8 protein-coding genes are annotated in these 15,396 nt (G+C 68.6%); 6 read left to right on the top strand and 2 right to left on the bottom strand.

The window, feature by feature from the left end; genetic code table 11:
- The first annotated feature begins 211 nt into the window (after positions 1 to 211).
- From CYFUS_RS06200 to CYFUS_RS06180, 5 genes are all read left to right on the top strand, one after another.
- On the top strand, positions 212 to 1,063 hold the full coding sequence (locus tag CYFUS_RS06200; protein WP_095984389.1) for a hypothetical protein: 852 nt from the start codon (positions 212 to 214) through the stop codon (positions 1,061 to 1,063).
- A gap of 668 nt (positions 1,064 to 1,731) precedes the next feature.
- Positions 1,732 to 7,053 carry a copper oxidase gene (locus tag CYFUS_RS06195; protein ID WP_232537402.1) on the top strand — a complete coding sequence of 1,774 codons (5,322 nt, stop codon included), beginning with the start codon at positions 1,732 to 1,734 and terminating at the stop codon, positions 7,051 to 7,053.
- Between the two features lie 81 nt (positions 7,054 to 7,134).
- Positions 7,135 to 9,123 carry a hypothetical protein gene (locus tag CYFUS_RS06190; RefSeq protein WP_095984388.1) on the top strand — a complete coding sequence of 663 codons (1,989 nt, stop codon included), beginning with the start codon at positions 7,135 to 7,137 and terminating at the stop codon, positions 9,121 to 9,123.
- On the top strand, positions 9,120 to 10,223 hold the full coding sequence (locus tag CYFUS_RS06185) for an SCO family protein (protein WP_095984387.1): 1,104 nt from the start codon (positions 9,120 to 9,122) through the stop codon (positions 10,221 to 10,223). The genes CYFUS_RS06190 and CYFUS_RS06185 overlap by 4 nt, the downstream gene beginning before the upstream one ends.
- Positions 10,210 to 11,826, top strand: a complete 1,617-nt coding sequence (locus CYFUS_RS06180) for an ABC transporter substrate-binding protein (protein ID WP_232537401.1) — start codon at positions 10,210 to 10,212, stop codon at positions 11,824 to 11,826. The genes CYFUS_RS06185 and CYFUS_RS06180 overlap by 14 nt, the downstream gene beginning before the upstream one ends.
- Position 11,827: 1 nt before the next feature.
- Here CYFUS_RS06180 and CYFUS_RS06175 read toward each other — a convergent pair whose 3' ends face one another.
- Positions 11,828 to 13,219 (bottom strand): sensor histidine kinase, encoded by a 1,392-nt coding sequence (locus tag CYFUS_RS06175; protein ID WP_095984386.1) that lies wholly within the window; start codon positions 13,217 to 13,219, stop codon positions 11,828 to 11,830.
- Positions 13,216 to 13,905 (bottom strand): response regulator transcription factor, encoded by a 690-nt coding sequence (locus CYFUS_RS06170; protein WP_095984385.1) that lies wholly within the window; start codon positions 13,903 to 13,905, stop codon positions 13,216 to 13,218. The genes CYFUS_RS06175 and CYFUS_RS06170 overlap by 4 nt, the downstream gene beginning before the upstream one ends.
- An 800-nt stretch (positions 13,906 to 14,705) precedes the next feature.
- On the opposite strand from CYFUS_RS06170, the gene CYFUS_RS06165 reads away from it, so the two are divergent.
- Positions 14,706 to 15,215: a DUF302 domain-containing protein gene (locus CYFUS_RS06165; RefSeq protein ID WP_095984384.1), complete on the top strand. Its 510-nt coding sequence runs from the start codon at positions 14,706 to 14,708 to the stop codon at positions 15,213 to 15,215.
- Positions 15,216 to 15,396 lie beyond the last annotated feature (181 nt).

Raw genomic sequence — 15,396 nt, 5'->3', positions numbered from 1 at the left:
ACCCACACCGGTGCTCGTCCGCGCACTCCAGGTCCATTCCCTGACGGAAATGAACTCCGCCGGAGCCAGCACCCCACCAGCTCATCCATTGCTTTTGTCTTCGATTGTATTTGTATGCGCCGGAAACAGGCGTTAGTCTGACCACGGCTGGATCCAGCCATCGCGGTATTCGTTTCAGCACCACTCACAACAATCCCCCGGAAAAAACACCATGCATCTCTCGACTCGACTGCGTGCCCTGGGCGCGCTGCTCTCGCTTGGAGTCTGTGCACTGTTCGGAGTTCCCACCGCGCACGCCGCCAACTCAACCGCCTGCTCGGGAGGCGGCTTCGCCCTGACGCTGCCCAATGGCACACCCCTCGTCATCAAGGCCAAGGGAGGAGGGGACAGGATCGAGGTTCCCAGCCAGAGCCTGCCCTCACATGGCATTTTGAAGGTCCGCGGTAAGTACGTCGACTTCGACGTCGATGTCTCGACGTTCGCTGTCTACAACTACACGCTCAAGGCCACGAGCAACCCCCTGGACATCACGGGTGGGGTGACCACGATGCTCTTCACGCGCAAGGAGCCGATCCTCGGGACGACGACGCTCGATGGCAGCTCCATGCGGGTGGAGAACAAGGACGGCGGCGTGCGGCTGATCCGCGAGGGCCAGAGCCTCAAGATGAAGATCCAGGCCAATGACTGTGCCCAGGGTGGCATCTTCCAGCTGGAGCCGGAGTGGGCCACCGAGACGGGAACGATCGACTTCGTCCATACGCTGGGTCCGAACGTGTTTTATTTCACCAATCCCTACACCGGGAAGATCAACTTCGGCAACCTGGATCTGATCCGGGGCAAGGACAGCCCCCAGGTCGCCGCGAAGCTCGTCCAGGATGAGCACGAGACGGTCTGGCGTGTCACGTCCGGTGGCCGCATGGGCGGCGTGCTGGGTGAGGACGCGGTGGAGAACTCCCCCGCCGCCACCCCGTGCACCAAGAACTGCCAGGCGCAGAACCAGGTCCATGGCAGGTATGACGTGCCGGATCCCGTCTACGAGAGCGACGGCGACGGCGAGGACTAGCGGCTTTCTTCAAAATTCCCCTCGGGCCGTGCTCGCCCGGAAGAGCACCCCGCCCGAGGGGGATTCCTGAGAGGTTTTTAAGCCAGACGCCGGCGGGAATCCTGAAAGGATTCTCAGCCGGCGAGTGCGTTTGCTGGATGGAGCTGGGGCGGGAGTTCACCTCGTCGTGACGAATCGCCTCGAGCCCGCGCCAGCCCCCGTCCCCGTTGGAGTCCCCACTGGTAACGCTGGAGCCGAAGGCTCGCGTGATTCCAGGCGGGCCATTCCTCAGAGAACTCTCAGACAAGCCCGCGCGCCCGGTTCCACTGCCAGTGAGTTCGCGTGGTTACGGACAGGCTTTACTTCGCTGACTTCATCTCATTAATGGTTCACCGTCACTCACTGTCGCCAGGAAAGCACTTGCTATGGCCTGCAAGGGTTTTCTCCGAAGAGACACATTCCCAAGAAGACTCTCAGCTTGAGAAAGCTCTCAGGAATGGCGGGTACACGGCTCATTCAGGACGGAACAAATGTCGGCACGACAAAGACTCGATAGGGCCTGGCGGCCCGGTTGGCATCCGGTGTCACGCCGGGCGCTTCTGGCCACGCTATTCGCGGTGGGGTTGGCCTGCCAGGGCGACACCACCGACACCGGGCAGGAGGAGGCGGTCTCCTCCGGAGTCCAGCCCATGGCCTCGCAAGACATGCCCCTGGTGGGGCCAGCGCCCACGGCTGGCACGCGGGTGTCGTGTGCGCGCACCCTCACCGCGAACGTGGTGGCGTTGGATCAGGTCTACACCTACAACCGGTTCGGCGCGTACAACCCCTCGGGGATGATGTACGCCCTGAAGCGGGACGTGGAGGCCATCGACGCGTCCAAGCCCATCGGGCCCGGCAACGCACGGCTGCGCTTGGACAAGCGCCCGCGGCCACTGACCCTGCGCGCCAACGTCGGGGACTGTCTGCGCATCCAGTTCACCAACTGGCTCGCGCCCACGCGCGCGGAGATCCCCAATCCCTCACAGTCCCAGCCCACTCCCAGCCAGGTGGTACAGCCCACCGCGGGATTCGGGATGGTGCGCAAGATGCTGCCCACGTGGTTGCCCACGGAGTCGTGGGATCCGCTGGCCTCGCTGGTGACAGGGCATGCGGTGGGCGGGAAGTGGTTCGGCGCCGCGCCGGAGGTGGAGGAGCCCGGTGAGGGCGAGGAACCGGGTGAGGTGGAGGAGCCTGGAGAGGGCGAGGAACCGGGTGAGGGCGAGGAGCCCGGTGAGGGAGAAGAGCCGGACGACATCGAGACCGCCAACAAGGAAGACTCCCCCTTCACCCGCCGGGCCTCGGTGCACGTGCAGGGCCTCCAGTACCTGAGCATCAAGGACGACGGAGCGAACGTGGGCAAGAACGCCAGCACCCTCGTCGCGCCCGGTGACAGCACCACGTACACGCTCTACGCGGACCACGAGGGCGTCTTCTTCATGCACAGCATGGGCGCCACCTTTGGCGGCGAGGGCGACGGCGGCTCCACCGCCCAGGGCCTCTTCGGTGCCGTCAACGTGGAGCCCGCGGGCTCGAAGTGGTACCGCTCCAAGGTGTCCGCCGAGGTGCTCCAGGCGGCCACGCGCAAGGACGCCCAGGGCAACCGCCTGTCCAACCCGGATGGCACCCCGCTCATCAACTACGAGGCGAGGGACGCCAATGACCGGCCCCTCTTGAACATCCTCGACACGAAGACGAACGAGATCTGGCACGGCGACCTGGAGGCCATCATCACCGACTACGCCCACACCAGCGTGGGCACCTTCTCCTCGAAGGACCAGGGGCACTTCCGGGAAATCACCGCCATCTACCACGACGAGATCAAGGCGGTTCAGGCCTTCGACGAGCTGGAGTGGAACCCCACCCTGCACGGCGTGCGCGACGGCTTCGGCATCAACTACGGCGTGGCCGGCCTGGGCGCGGAGCTGATGGCCAACCGGGCGAAGGTGGGCCCCACCAAGGACTGCGCGGACTGCGCCTTCGAGGAGTTCTTCCTCGAGTCCTGGGCCAATGGAGACCCCGCCCTCAACGTGGAGAAGGACTGGCAGGGCAACGCCGTGCGCGCGCTCTACGCGGACGATCCCTCCAACGTGCACCACAGCTACCTGGGCGACCCGGTCCGCATCCGCAACATCCACGCGGGCCCGGCCGAGACGCACGTCTTCCACCTCCATGCCCACCAGTGGAAGTACAGCCCGGGCGAGGACAACTCCAACTACCTGGACTCGCAGACGATCGGACCGGGCGCGACCTTCACCTACGACATCAACTACGGCGGCTCCGGCAACCGCAACCTCACCCCGGGCGACTCCATCCACCACTGCCACCTCTATCCGCACTTCGCCCAGGGCATGTGGGCGCTCTGGCGCGTGCATGACGTCTTCGAGGCCGGCACGCAGGACCGCCGCCTGCCGGACGGGGAGATCTCCGGTGGCACGCCCAACCCCGCCGTCATCCCCATTCCCTCACGGGCCATGCCGCCCATGCCCACCTACGCGGACTCGGTCGTCACCGACGCGAGCGGCAAGCAGGTGCACCGGCCCGCCTTCCCGGGCTACCCCTTCTACGTCGCGGGCAAGGCCGGCCACCGCCCGCCCCAGCCCCCGTTGGATCTGGAGCAGGACGGCGGACTGCCGCGCCACATCGTCACCGCCGCCGTCGGGACCTCCACCTATGGCCAGCCCGGCAAGCGCTTCTACGTGGACCACCAGGCGCTGGACGTGAAGCTGCTGCCCCAGGACGGCACCACCCTGGAGAAGAAGGCCATGTCCTTCCACGGCGGTGGGTTCCCCGGCGCCAGCTACGTGCCGAGGCCCTACTACACGAGCGACATCGTCGCGGCCTATCCGGCCTACACGGCGACCGGCGCCCGGGGCTTCTTCTACGTCAACGGCCGCAAGCCCGTGGCGGGCGCGCCCTTCGCGGACCCCTGCCCCGCCTCCGCGCCGCGCCGCGACTACCGCGCCAGCTACGTGCAGATCGACATGCAGAACATCAACCGGGAGGGCTGGCACGATCGGCAGGCGCGCCTCATCGTGCTCGATGGCGACGTGGCGGACACCCAGAAGGGGCTGCGGCCTCCGGAGCCCTTCTTCTTCCGGGCCGAGTCCGGGGAGTGCATCAACTTCTACCCCACCAACCTCATGCCCAAGGAGCTCGAGGCGGACGACTTCCAGGTCTACACCCCCACGGACACCGTCGGGCAGCACATCCACCTGGTGAAGTTCGACGTGATGTCCGCGGACGGCGCGGGCAACGGGTGGAACTACGAGGACGGGACGTTCTCCTTCCAGGAGGTGCTGCATCGCATCGAGAAGATCAACACCGCGGGCGGTGCCTTCGCGGCGGATGGCACGGTGGAGACCACGGGGCCGCGGCTCCAACTGGCGGCCCGGATGCACCCGCGCCTGGGAGTGATGGGCGCGCAGACCAGCACCCAGCGCTGGTGGGCGGATCCGCTCGCCGACGCCAAGGGCCGGGAGCGGCCCATCGAGACGGTCTTCACGCACGACCACTTCGGGCCCTCCAGCCATCAGCACCACGGCTTCTACGGCGCCCTCATCGTGGAGCCCAAGGGCTCGAAGTGGAGGAACCCGGAGACGGGCGTCTTCTACGGCACGCGCTCGAGCGATGGCGGCCCCACGAGCTGGAAGGCGGACGTGCTCACGGCGGATCCCGCCAACAGCTTCCGCGAGTTCGCGCTCGCCCTGGCCGACTTCGTCCCGGCCTATGACGAGTGTGGCCAGCCGGTGAACCCGCCCAACCACATCGAGGGGGAGCTCCCGTCGACGGTGGCCTTCCAGACGACCCCCATGCCCGAGGCCATCAGCGTCACGGACCCCGGCACCATGACCATCAACTACCGCAACGAGCCCATCCCCCTGCGCATCGGCCAGCGGACCGCGAGCTGCGCCCAGCGCACGCAGCGCACGGACGAGCGGGGAGACATGGCCAACGTCTTCCGCTCGGACCTGCATGGCGACCCGTACACCCCGCTGCTGCGCGGCTACGAGGGCGACAAGGTGAAGATCCGCCTCATCCAGGGCTCCCAGGAGGAACAGCACTCCTTCACCGTCCACGGCACCAAGTGGCTGCGTGAGGGCGCGGACCCGAACAGTGGCTACCGCAACGCGCAGGCCGTGGGCATCTCCGAGCACTTCGAGTTCAACCTGACCAACGGCCTGCCCACCCTAGGCGGCACCTACGACACCGCCGACTACATGTACCAGGGCGCCGCCACCGACGACCTGTGGAACGGCGCGTGGGGCCTGATGCGCACGTACAAGAAGAAGCAGACGGGCGAGAAGACCCTGGGCCACCTGGCGCTCCAGGCCGCGGAGCTCACCACGATGGATTCCTCCGCCCTGTCCTTCAGGACGCAGGCAAGCACCTGGGCACCAGCGCCGCTGCTGGAGCTGCCCACGGAGTCGGTGCTCGGCAGGATGAATCCGGAGACCGAGGAGACGCTCCAGCGCTCCTACGAGGTGGACGAGTCGGGCCGGCAGGTCAAGGAGCGCAAGCTGGAGTACGCCATGACGTACCCCGAGAAGATGCGTCAGCTCGACTCCGGTCTCGTGCAGGCGGCGGAAGCACAGGGGAAGTTCGGCCAGAAGGCCGCCGCCGTGGACGCGTGCCCCCGGGGCAGCGCGGTGCGCCTCTACCGGGTGTCCGCGATCGACGCGGCCCACTGGTTGCCGGGAGGCGCGCTCGTCTACAACAGCAAGTACGGCCTCTATGACCCCGACGCCATCCTGTTCGCCCGGGACGAGTACCTGACGAGCCTCCAGGATGGGACACGCCAGCCCGAGCCGCTCATCCTGCGCGCCCGAGCCGGCGAGTGCCTCCAGGTGGTGCTCACCAACCGGCTCCCCGCCCAGCTCAGCAAGACGCCGCAGTGGGCCTACCAGCCGCCCATCACCCCGGGCTTCAACGTCAACCAGGTGACGCCCTCCAATCACGTCTCGCTGCATCCGCAGCTCGTCAACTACGACGTGAACACGGACGACGGCGCCAACGTGGGCCTCAATGCCCTCCAGACGGTGCCCCCCGGCGGCCAGCGCACCTACCGCTGGTACATGGGCGACTACCGCAGCTACAGCCACGGGTCGGCCACGCGGCGCGGCGTCTACACGCCCGTGGAGTTCGGCATCGTCAACCTGCGCAACATGGCGGATGTGGTGAACCACGGCATGCACGGCGGCATCGGCGCGCTCATCGTCGAGCCGCCCAACGCCATCTGGACCACGGACGTGGGCACCGACGCCCAGGCCCGCGTGAAGTACCCGATTGGCGGAGGCCACGGCGACGATGAGGACGACGATGAGGACGACGATGAGGACGACGATGAGGACGCGGCCGTCCGGACGGAGACGTTCCGCGAGCTCGTGCTCGTCTTCCAGGATGACCTGGGCCTGCACTCGAGCCAGGAGCGGTTCTGGGACACGAAGCCACGCAACAGCGGCACCGCCCTGTGCAACATCGGGGACACCGACGACGCCGAGGACTCCGGTCAGAAGGCCTTCAACTACCACACCGAGCCGCTGTGGGCCCGGTTGGGCCTGCCGCCCCAGACGGATCCCAATGACCTCAACGATCAGGAGTTGGGCGACCTCCTCAGCTCCTCGGTCCACGGAGATCCGGCCACGCCCCTGTTCACCGCGAACGCGGGCGAGCCGCTGCGCATCCGCGTGGCGCATCCCTCGGGACACGCGCGCCAGCACGCCTTCGCGCTCCACGGCGCCGAGTGGCAGGGCAACCCCTGGGCCCAGGGAGCCTCGTCCCTGCGCATGGGCCCCAATGCCACCTCGAACATCATCTCCAGCCAGAGCGGCATGTCCGTCATGGAGTCCTGGAACATCAACCCCCTGTATGGCGCGGGCGGCATCTCCCAGGCCCCGGGTGATTACCTCTACCGCGACGTGACCAGCTTCGAGTGGAGCGGTGGCGGACTCTGGGGCGTGCTCCGCGTGCAGTAGTCCTCTCTCGTCTCTCCAGAGCGGCACGGGGCCCTCATACGCCCCGTGCCGCACTCCCCTCCCCCGGAATCAATTCCCTCCATGCGAAAGCACATCCTCCTCACCATGGGCGTCGTGCTCGCGGCGCTCGTGACCCTCGTGGGATGGCGGTTGTCACACCGCGGCGAACCGCCCCCCGTGCCCCGTCCCGAACCCGTGGCCCTGCCCGCGCAGCCCCCCGTGACGGTGACGCATCCGGACGTGGCCGTGAGCTTCGATCTGCGGCTGCATCCCCGAATCCCCGGCGCCGAACGCGGCACGCCCCTGGAGGGCACCGCGCGCTTCGCGCTCACGAATCCCCGCACCGGCGAGCCCCTGCGCGGAGTCCGCCCCCTCGGGTGGCTCAACCGGCGCGCACACGGACAGGCCGCGCCCGACGAGGCGACCTGCAAGGAGCGCATCCAGACCTACCTGGGAGGCTTCCTGGCCGCTCGGGCCGACGCCAATCTCAACTCCTATCTCTTCCTCACCCTCAACCATGACCAGACGCTGTCGGTGATCGATCCGCAGATCTCCCTGGACCGCACCAAGCTACAGAACCTGGTGTCGCTGGGAGGCGAGCCCGCGGACTGGGCGCTGCCACCGGACATGAGGGCGCTCTTCCTCTCCATCCCCGTGCACGGGACGGTGTCCGTGGTGGACCTGCGCCGCTTCGTGGTGGTGCGCAACGTACACGTGGGAAAGAACCCGGGCCGGCTGGCCGTCAGCCCGGACGGGCGCACCGTCTGGGTGGCCAACGAGGCGGACGGCACCGTGTCCGTCATCGACACGGCTTCCTACCAGGTGCTGCGCACGCTCGAGGTGGGCGGTGGCGGACACGCCTTCGCCTTCAGTGACGGAGGCCGGACCGCGTGGGTCTCCAGCTCCGAGGGCGAAGCCCTGGTGGCGGTGGATGTGTCCTCGCTCGAGGAGACCGGACGCGTGGAGGTGGGCCGCGGCGTGGGCAGCCTCGCCTACAGCGAGGTGGCCAAGGCCCTCTACGCCGTGCAGGAGCGCACCCACGAGGCGCTGGTGGTGGACACCACCCGCCGCGAGGTGGCGCGCCACATTCCCCTGGCGCCCTCGCCCGGCATGCTGCGCTTCGACAACTCCGGCCGCTGGGCCTTCGTCCTCTACCCGCACGGCGACCGCGTGGATGTCCTCGACGCGGCCTCCAGCCAGCTCGCCCACACCCTCACCGGCTTCTCCCAGCCGGATCAGCTGCTCTTCACCAGCGCCTACGCCTACGTGCGCAACACCGAGGACGCGCGCGTGTCGCTCATCGAGCTGGCCTCGCTGGCCAGGGAGGGCAAGCCCTCCATCGCCCAGGTGGCCATGGGTCAGAAGAAGCCCTCGGAGTCCAGGGGGCTGGGCCGCGCCCCGCCCTTCGCCGTGATGCCCGAGGGCAACAGCGCCATCATCGCGGGCACCGCGGACCGCGCCCTCTTCCTCTACAGCGAGGGCATGATGGCGCCGCGAGGCAGCCTGCTGAACTATGGCCGCGAGCCCAAGGCCGTCCTGGTGTTGGATCGCTCGCTGCACGAGGTGGAGCCCGGCGTCTTCACCGCCGAGGCCGTGGTGCGGGAGAACGGCCCGCATGACGTGTACTTCCTCCTGGACAACCCACGGACCGTGGTGTGTCTGGAGTGGGACGTCCAGGGCATCCCCGAGGACGTCTCCGCCGTGGGGAAGCTGCCCCTCGCGCTCACCCCCGAATTCAATCCCTCCACGCCCCTCTCCCCTGGCGTGTCCACCCCGCTGCGCTTCCGGCTGAGCCCCCTCCCGGACGCGAAGGACCCCCGCCCGGTACGCGCCGAGGAGGTGCGGGTGCTGATGTTCCGCCCGCCCTCGGGGCGCTGGTTGCAGCGGCCCGCCCCCCGGCGCGTGGAGGAGGGGCTGTTCGAGGTCGAAGTCACCCCCTCCGAACCCGGCCAGTACCAGCTCCTCGTGGGCGTGGAAGGCCGGGGTGCCCCGTTCGGCGTACTCCCCCACTTCACCTTGAGCGTCCAGCCCACGCTGGCCGCACGTCCCTCCCCCGAGGCCCCCCAATGAAGAACGCCCCCCTCCAGGCCCTGGCCCTGCTGCTGCTGCTCTCCGCTCCGGCTCTCGCGCAGGACACGGCACGAGTCCCCACTCCAGACGCGCGCTTCCTCCACCTCCAGGTGCCCGACGTCCCCCTGGTGGATCAGCACGGCCAGCAGGTGCGGCTGTGGTCCGACCTCGTGCGTGGCCAGACCGTGGCCATCAACTTCATCTTCACCCGCTGCAAGACCATCTGCTCGCCGATGACGGCCACCCTGTCGCGCGTGAGCAAGGAGCTGGGGCCCGACAGTCCCGTGCGCTTCATCTCCATCACCCTGGACGTGGCCAACGACACGCCCGAGCGCCTGGCCCAGTTCGCCGCGCCCTTCGCCCCCGGGCCCCGCTGGTCCTTCCTCACCGGCGAGCCGGCCCGGGTGAAGGAGGCCCTGGTGGCGCTGGGCGGCTACACCTCGGACAAGGAGGCCCACCGGCCCTTCGTGCTCGTGGGCAACGCCACGGCGGACAAGTGGCTGCGCGTGGAAGGCCTCGGCTCGGCCACCGCCATCCTCGAGGGCATTCGCGAGGTCCGCGCCGCCTCCGCGCCCCCTCCGGAGCTCGCCCCCTCCTCCCCCGGAGCCCAGGACGCCGCCTCCGCTCGCTACTTCACCAACACCGAGCTGGTGGACCAGCACGGCAGGACGCACCGCTTCTACGAGGATCTCATCCGCGGCCGGAAGGTGCTCATCAACTTCGCCTTCACCTCGTGCCAGGGCATCTGCTCCCCCATGACGAGGCACCTCGCCGAGGTCCAGAAGAAGCTCGGCGGCCGCGTGGGCAAGGACATCACCATGCTCACCCTCTCCGTGGACCCCGCCAACGACACCCCGGAGACGCTGGCGCGCTTCGCGAAGAAGTTCGACGTGGGGCCCGGCTGGTACTTCCTCACCGGCGCCCCCGAGAACATCTCCCTCGTGCTCAAGAAGCTCGGTGGCTACACGAACGAGCCTGGCACCCACAGCTCCACCCTGCTCATCGGTGACGCCACCACGGGCATGTGGGTGAAGGCCGCCGCCATGTCGGACGTCGACCAGCTCGTGTACACCGTGGAGCACCTGGATGATCCCCGCTAGGGGCCCGCGAGGCCGGACACTCCACGTGGTGCTCGTGGGATTGTCGGTGCTGCTGGGAGCCGCCTGCCGCAAGGAGGCGCCCCCCGCTCCCTGGGATGCGGAGGCGGCCAGGAGGGGAAGGAGCCTCTTCCAGCGCGGCATGAGCACCCGGGACACCCCGCTCGTGGGCCTGCTCGGGCCCGAGCGGATAGAGCTGAGCGGCTCCGTGGCCGCGTGCGCGCGCTGTCACACGCCCTCCGGACGCGGCAGCCAGGAAGGCGGCGTGGACGTGCCGGACATCCGCCCCGAGGCCCTGCGGCACCCGCGCTCGCGCGCCTCCGTGGACGTGGAGGATCGCTCGCGCCCCGCGTATGGACGCGACACCCTGCTGCGCGCCATCACCGAGGGCCTCTCCGCCAGCGGCCGTCCCCTGGGGACGACGATGCCGCGCTACGTGCTCGGGCAGGCCGAGCGCGAGGAGTTGCTCGCCTACCTGGAGAAGCTGGGCGAGACACCCGACCCCGGCATCACCCCCACCACCCTCACGGTGGGCGCGGCGCTGCCCCTCGAGGGGCGGTTGGGCGAGGCCGGACAGGACGTGGCCCAGGTGCTGCGGGCCGCCTTCGAGGAGGTGAACGCGCAGGGAGGCATCTTCCGGCGGCGCTTGGAGCTGGTGGTGGAGGACGACTCGGCGCTCCATGGGCCGGCACCCGATTCGGGAGCACCAGACGCCACCACGCGGTTGCTGGAGCGGGGAGTGCTCGCCCTGGTGGGCAATCCACGCGAGGGCTCGCCCACCTCGGATGCCTTGCTGCGGCGCGAGGGGACGCCGCTCGTGCTGCCCATCGCGATTGGCGAGCAGGCCGCGGGCAGCGACAGCCCCATCTTCTTCCTCTACCCCGAGGAACCCATCCAGGCCCGCCTGGTGGTGCAGCACCTGGCTCGAGAGGACGAGCACCTGCTGCGCCACCACGCCCTGGCGGTGGTGCGGACGGAAGACGCGGCGGGACTCGCCTGGGCCCGCGCGGCGCGCGAGGAGGCCCTGCGGCGCGAGCTGCCCGCCCCCGTGGAGGTCCCCTTCAGGGACGGAACCGCCGAGCCCGGAGCGCTCGAGCGCCTGCGCCAGACGCCGCCTCCAGCCATCCTCTACGCCGGCCCTCCCGCGGGGCTGAAGGCGCTGCTGGAGACGTTGGAGTCCTGGAAGCTGGAGACGCGCGTGTACGCCCCGGCCCGCCTGGCCGAGCCCTCCGCGGTGACGGGCGGCCCGCTCCCCGTCTTCTTCGTCTACCCACCGGGAGTGGCCGCGCGCGAGGAGCACCTGCGCACCTTCGCCGCCTTCCTCGAGCGCCACCAACTGCGCCCGCGCCACGTGGCCTTCCAGCTCGGCGCGTATGCGGCGTCACGTGTGCTGGTGGAGGCCTTGCGACGCTCGGGCGCGGACGTGACGCGCGCGGACCTGATGCTCCGGCTGGAGGAGCTGCGGGACTTCGATACCGGGGTGACGCCCCCGGTGACGTTCGGGGTGAACCGCCGCGTGGGCGTGCAGGGAGCCCAGCTCGTCCGCCTGGACGCGGTGAGTGGCCGGCTGGAGGCGGCCTCCGCCTGGATTCCCCTCTCCCCGTAGCTCAAGCGAACTGGGATCGCGTGGGCAGCTCCAACACCAGCTCCGCTCCCCGGGCCCGGCTCGGCTCCACCCAGGCGTGGCCTCCGTGCCGCCGCGCCACCTCGCGGACGATGGCCAGGCCGATCCCCGCTCCGGGCTTGGCACCGGACAACCTCCGGAAGGGAGCGAACACCGAGTCCCTCTCCGAGAACGGAATGCCGGGGCCCTCGTCCGCCACGTTGATGCGCACCCACTCCCCCTCCCGCCACAAGCGCACGTGGATCTCCCCTCCGCTCGGAGAGAACTTGAGGGCATTGGTCAGCAGGTTGTCCACCGCCCGCCGCACCCCACCCGGATCGAACCAGAGCTCCTCCCGCGCGGGAGCCTCCAGACGGATGATGAGCCCGCGCACCTCCGCCTCGGCGCGCGCCGCCTCCACCGACTGACTCACCACCTCGACCAGATCCGCTTTCTTCCGATCCCACTCCCCCCGTCCCACCGCGGCCAGCTCCAGCAGCTCGCCCGCCAGCACGGCCAGCCGCTCCACCTCGCCACGCGCCTCGCGGAAGGAAGCACGCAGCTCCTCGGCGCCCCGCTCGCGCCGCAGGGCCAGGTCCATCCGGGTCCGCATGAGGGAGAGCGGCGTGCGCAGCTCGTGGGCGGCGTCCGCGATGAGCCGATCCTGCGCGTCCCGGGCACCCCGCAACTTGTCCGTGACCTCGGCGAGCACCTCCCGGAGCTGGCCTATCTCATCCGCGCCCCCATCCAGGGGAGGCGCCTGGGAGAAGTCTCCCTCGCGCAGGAGCTTCAGATGGCGGGTGATGGCGCTCAACCGGTACGCCATGCGCCGGGCGAGGAACGTCTGGAGCACCAGCAACGTCAATGCCAGCAGCGCCGCCATGGAGAAGGCCCTCTGGTGGTAGCCGCGCACCGAGTCATCCACCTGCTCCAGCGACGCGGTCAGACGCAGCGCATACAGCTCGCCCTGGGGCGAGCGGACGCTCACCACCGCCTCACGCTCACGCGTTCCATCCGGCAGGGGGCGGGTCGACAGATGGGGCTGAAGCTCCGGCTCTCCCGGCATCAGCGAAGCCGTGTCGGACTCCTCATCATCCGGCGAGGGTGGATACCGCATCAGCAGCCGTCCGTCCTGGCCGAAGAGTTCACCCCGTGGGGCGAAGGGCCGCACCTGCTCGAGGAGCGGGTACATGGACATGTTCAGGCGCAACCTCTTCTCGGAGCCCTCGAAGAGGTCGACGCTGAGGCTCTCCACCGCGGCCTGGGTCAGCAGGGCATGGTCCAGCGCGGTCTCCAGGTCATACCGGAAGAGCTGCCCGGCGACGACGAGCGCTCCCAGCGAGGCCAGGGACGGCACCAGGACACCGAGCAACCAGAGGCGTCTGGCGAGCGTCATGGCTCGCGAGGTCCCTGCTCGACGAGCAGGGTGTAGCCCACCCCCCGCACCGCGCGAATGGAGACATCCTTGGCACCCAGCCGCTCCAGCTTCGTGCGCAGGTAGCCCACGTACACCTCCAGCACGTTGGCGCTGCCCTCGAAGTCCGGGCCCCAGGCCTGCGCCATCAACCTCGCGCGCACCTGGGGCGTGCCCTGCTGACGCGCCAGCGAGGAGATCAGGGAGAACTCACGCGCGGTGAGCGATTCCTCCTGGAGCCCCCGGCGCAGCACCCTGCGGCGGGGATCCAACAACACCGAGCCCATCCGCACCGGTCCGCCCTGCTGCTCACCCCGGCGCTGCAGGGCCTCCAGCCGCGCCAGCAGCTCGTCGAAGTCGAAGGGCTTCACCAGGTAGTCGTCCGCTCCGGCACGCAACCCGATGACCTTCTCCCCGGTCGTGCCCCGGGCCGTCAACATCAACACCGGCGTCTGCAGGCCCGCCTCACGCCACTGGCGCAGGACGGAGACGCCGTCCAGGCCCGGCAGGGACCAGTCCAGGAGGATGACGTCGAAGTGCTCGAGTTCATCCTGGCTCGGGGTGGTTCGGCCGCTATTGCAGACGCGGACCTCGTGTCCCTCTTCTTCCAGGCCCTGCTTCAGCAGGTCCACCATCTTCTCTTCGTCTTCGACGAGCAGGAGCTTCAAGGCGCTTCACCATGAACCGACCCGGCGCACGCCTCCAGGAGGAGCGGACGCCGCGGGTGGATGGGGCCGGTGGCGGAACAGGATGAACACGCTGGACATCTTCCGCGCCCAGTTGGCCGATGAGCACCGGGCTGGACGATGGGGCGTTGTTCCATTCCACGATTCCATGAAAATCAAGAAAAATCAGCTTTAGTCTATTTTCCTTATATGCGGCGAGTACCCCGTTTTCAATATTGTTATTGTTGCAGCCCATAGAAAGCACATCGCGGTTCCCACGGGTCCGCGCCCGCGAGGTGGTCACGCCGCCTGCTCCGGTCGAGTTCCGCACGGCTGGCGACTTCCAGGATGGGCGCACGTTGTGCGCCGACGTGGGTTCTCCATCAAATCCGCATACACCTGGCCTGATTGATGGCATCCGAGGACCTCGTGCTGGACAGGGTGGGAATCGGCGTATGGGAAAGACAGGCGCTCTGTTCAAACACCCCGCATAAACGTGACGGCGTCCATCGAGCGCACCGCGGGCCACGCCCGTTCCATTCGCGGGAGTCCCCGCTGGAGGAGAACGAACACGTCCGGGCCATCCGCTGAGGCCATGGGCTCCGGCCCGGGTGCCATGGGAGGCACGGCGGTTCGTCCCCGCCAGCGCTCCGTTCATCCCAAGGGGTGTGGCGACCATCGAGTCCGCACACCGGGCAGAAGGACTGACTCCGGCACGAGAACAGCTCGGGGCCCGCACTCCTTGACGCATCATGCACGTCATATTATCAACATAATAAATATTTCGCAACGGGAGACACCGGATGACTCAAGACGAGAGCACCCTCATCCATCGCGAGTACGTGAGTGGCCGTCCCTTCGAGGCGGTGATCGAGGCCTTCGAGGCCGTGGTGGGCACCCTCGACGACGCCTCACTCCAGGAGGCGGTGACGGCCTCGAGCGATGAGGCGGGCTTCGAGGCTCGCCTTCGTGCCTTCGAGGGCTCGAGTGGCTTCATGAAGTTCTTCGTGGCGGATCATGGTGCCTGGCTTGCCCGGGTGGGGCAGAAGGCCCGGGCACGGATGTATGTGATAGGCAATCCGCTGATCGCGCGCACCATGCTGCGCCATGACGTGGCAATGGGCCTGCACGTCCCGGTGCGCGTGCTCATCTACGAGCACCGTGGCGACGGCAAGTGCCACCTGGGCTATGACGTGCCCTCCTCGCTGATGGCGCGCCTGGGCAACGAGGAGTTGCTCGTCGCCGCGAGGAAGCTCGATGACAAGCTCGCGAGGCTGGCCGAGCAGGTGACAGGAGATTCGGCGCGCGGGTGAGGGTGGGTCACGCGCGGGCGTGGCTCCCTCTGTGGGGTGGTCCACATCTGGCAGGAACCGCTGGACGGGTGTCACCCAACGCAGGTTGCTCTACATCTGCCCTCCACTTTGGTGCCCTGGCACTGCCGCGCGCCTGGGGGGGGGTCCTCGTGCAACAGTTCTGGTCCTGGCCCAGGAGTAT

This window comes from Cystobacter fuscus (assembly GCF_002305875.1).
In the GTDB taxonomy this organism is placed as follows: domain Bacteria; phylum Myxococcota; class Myxococcia; order Myxococcales; family Myxococcaceae; genus Cystobacter; species Cystobacter fuscus_A.
The sequence above is the reverse complement of the archived record's forward strand: the minus strand, read 5'-3'. Positions and strand labels throughout refer to the sequence as shown.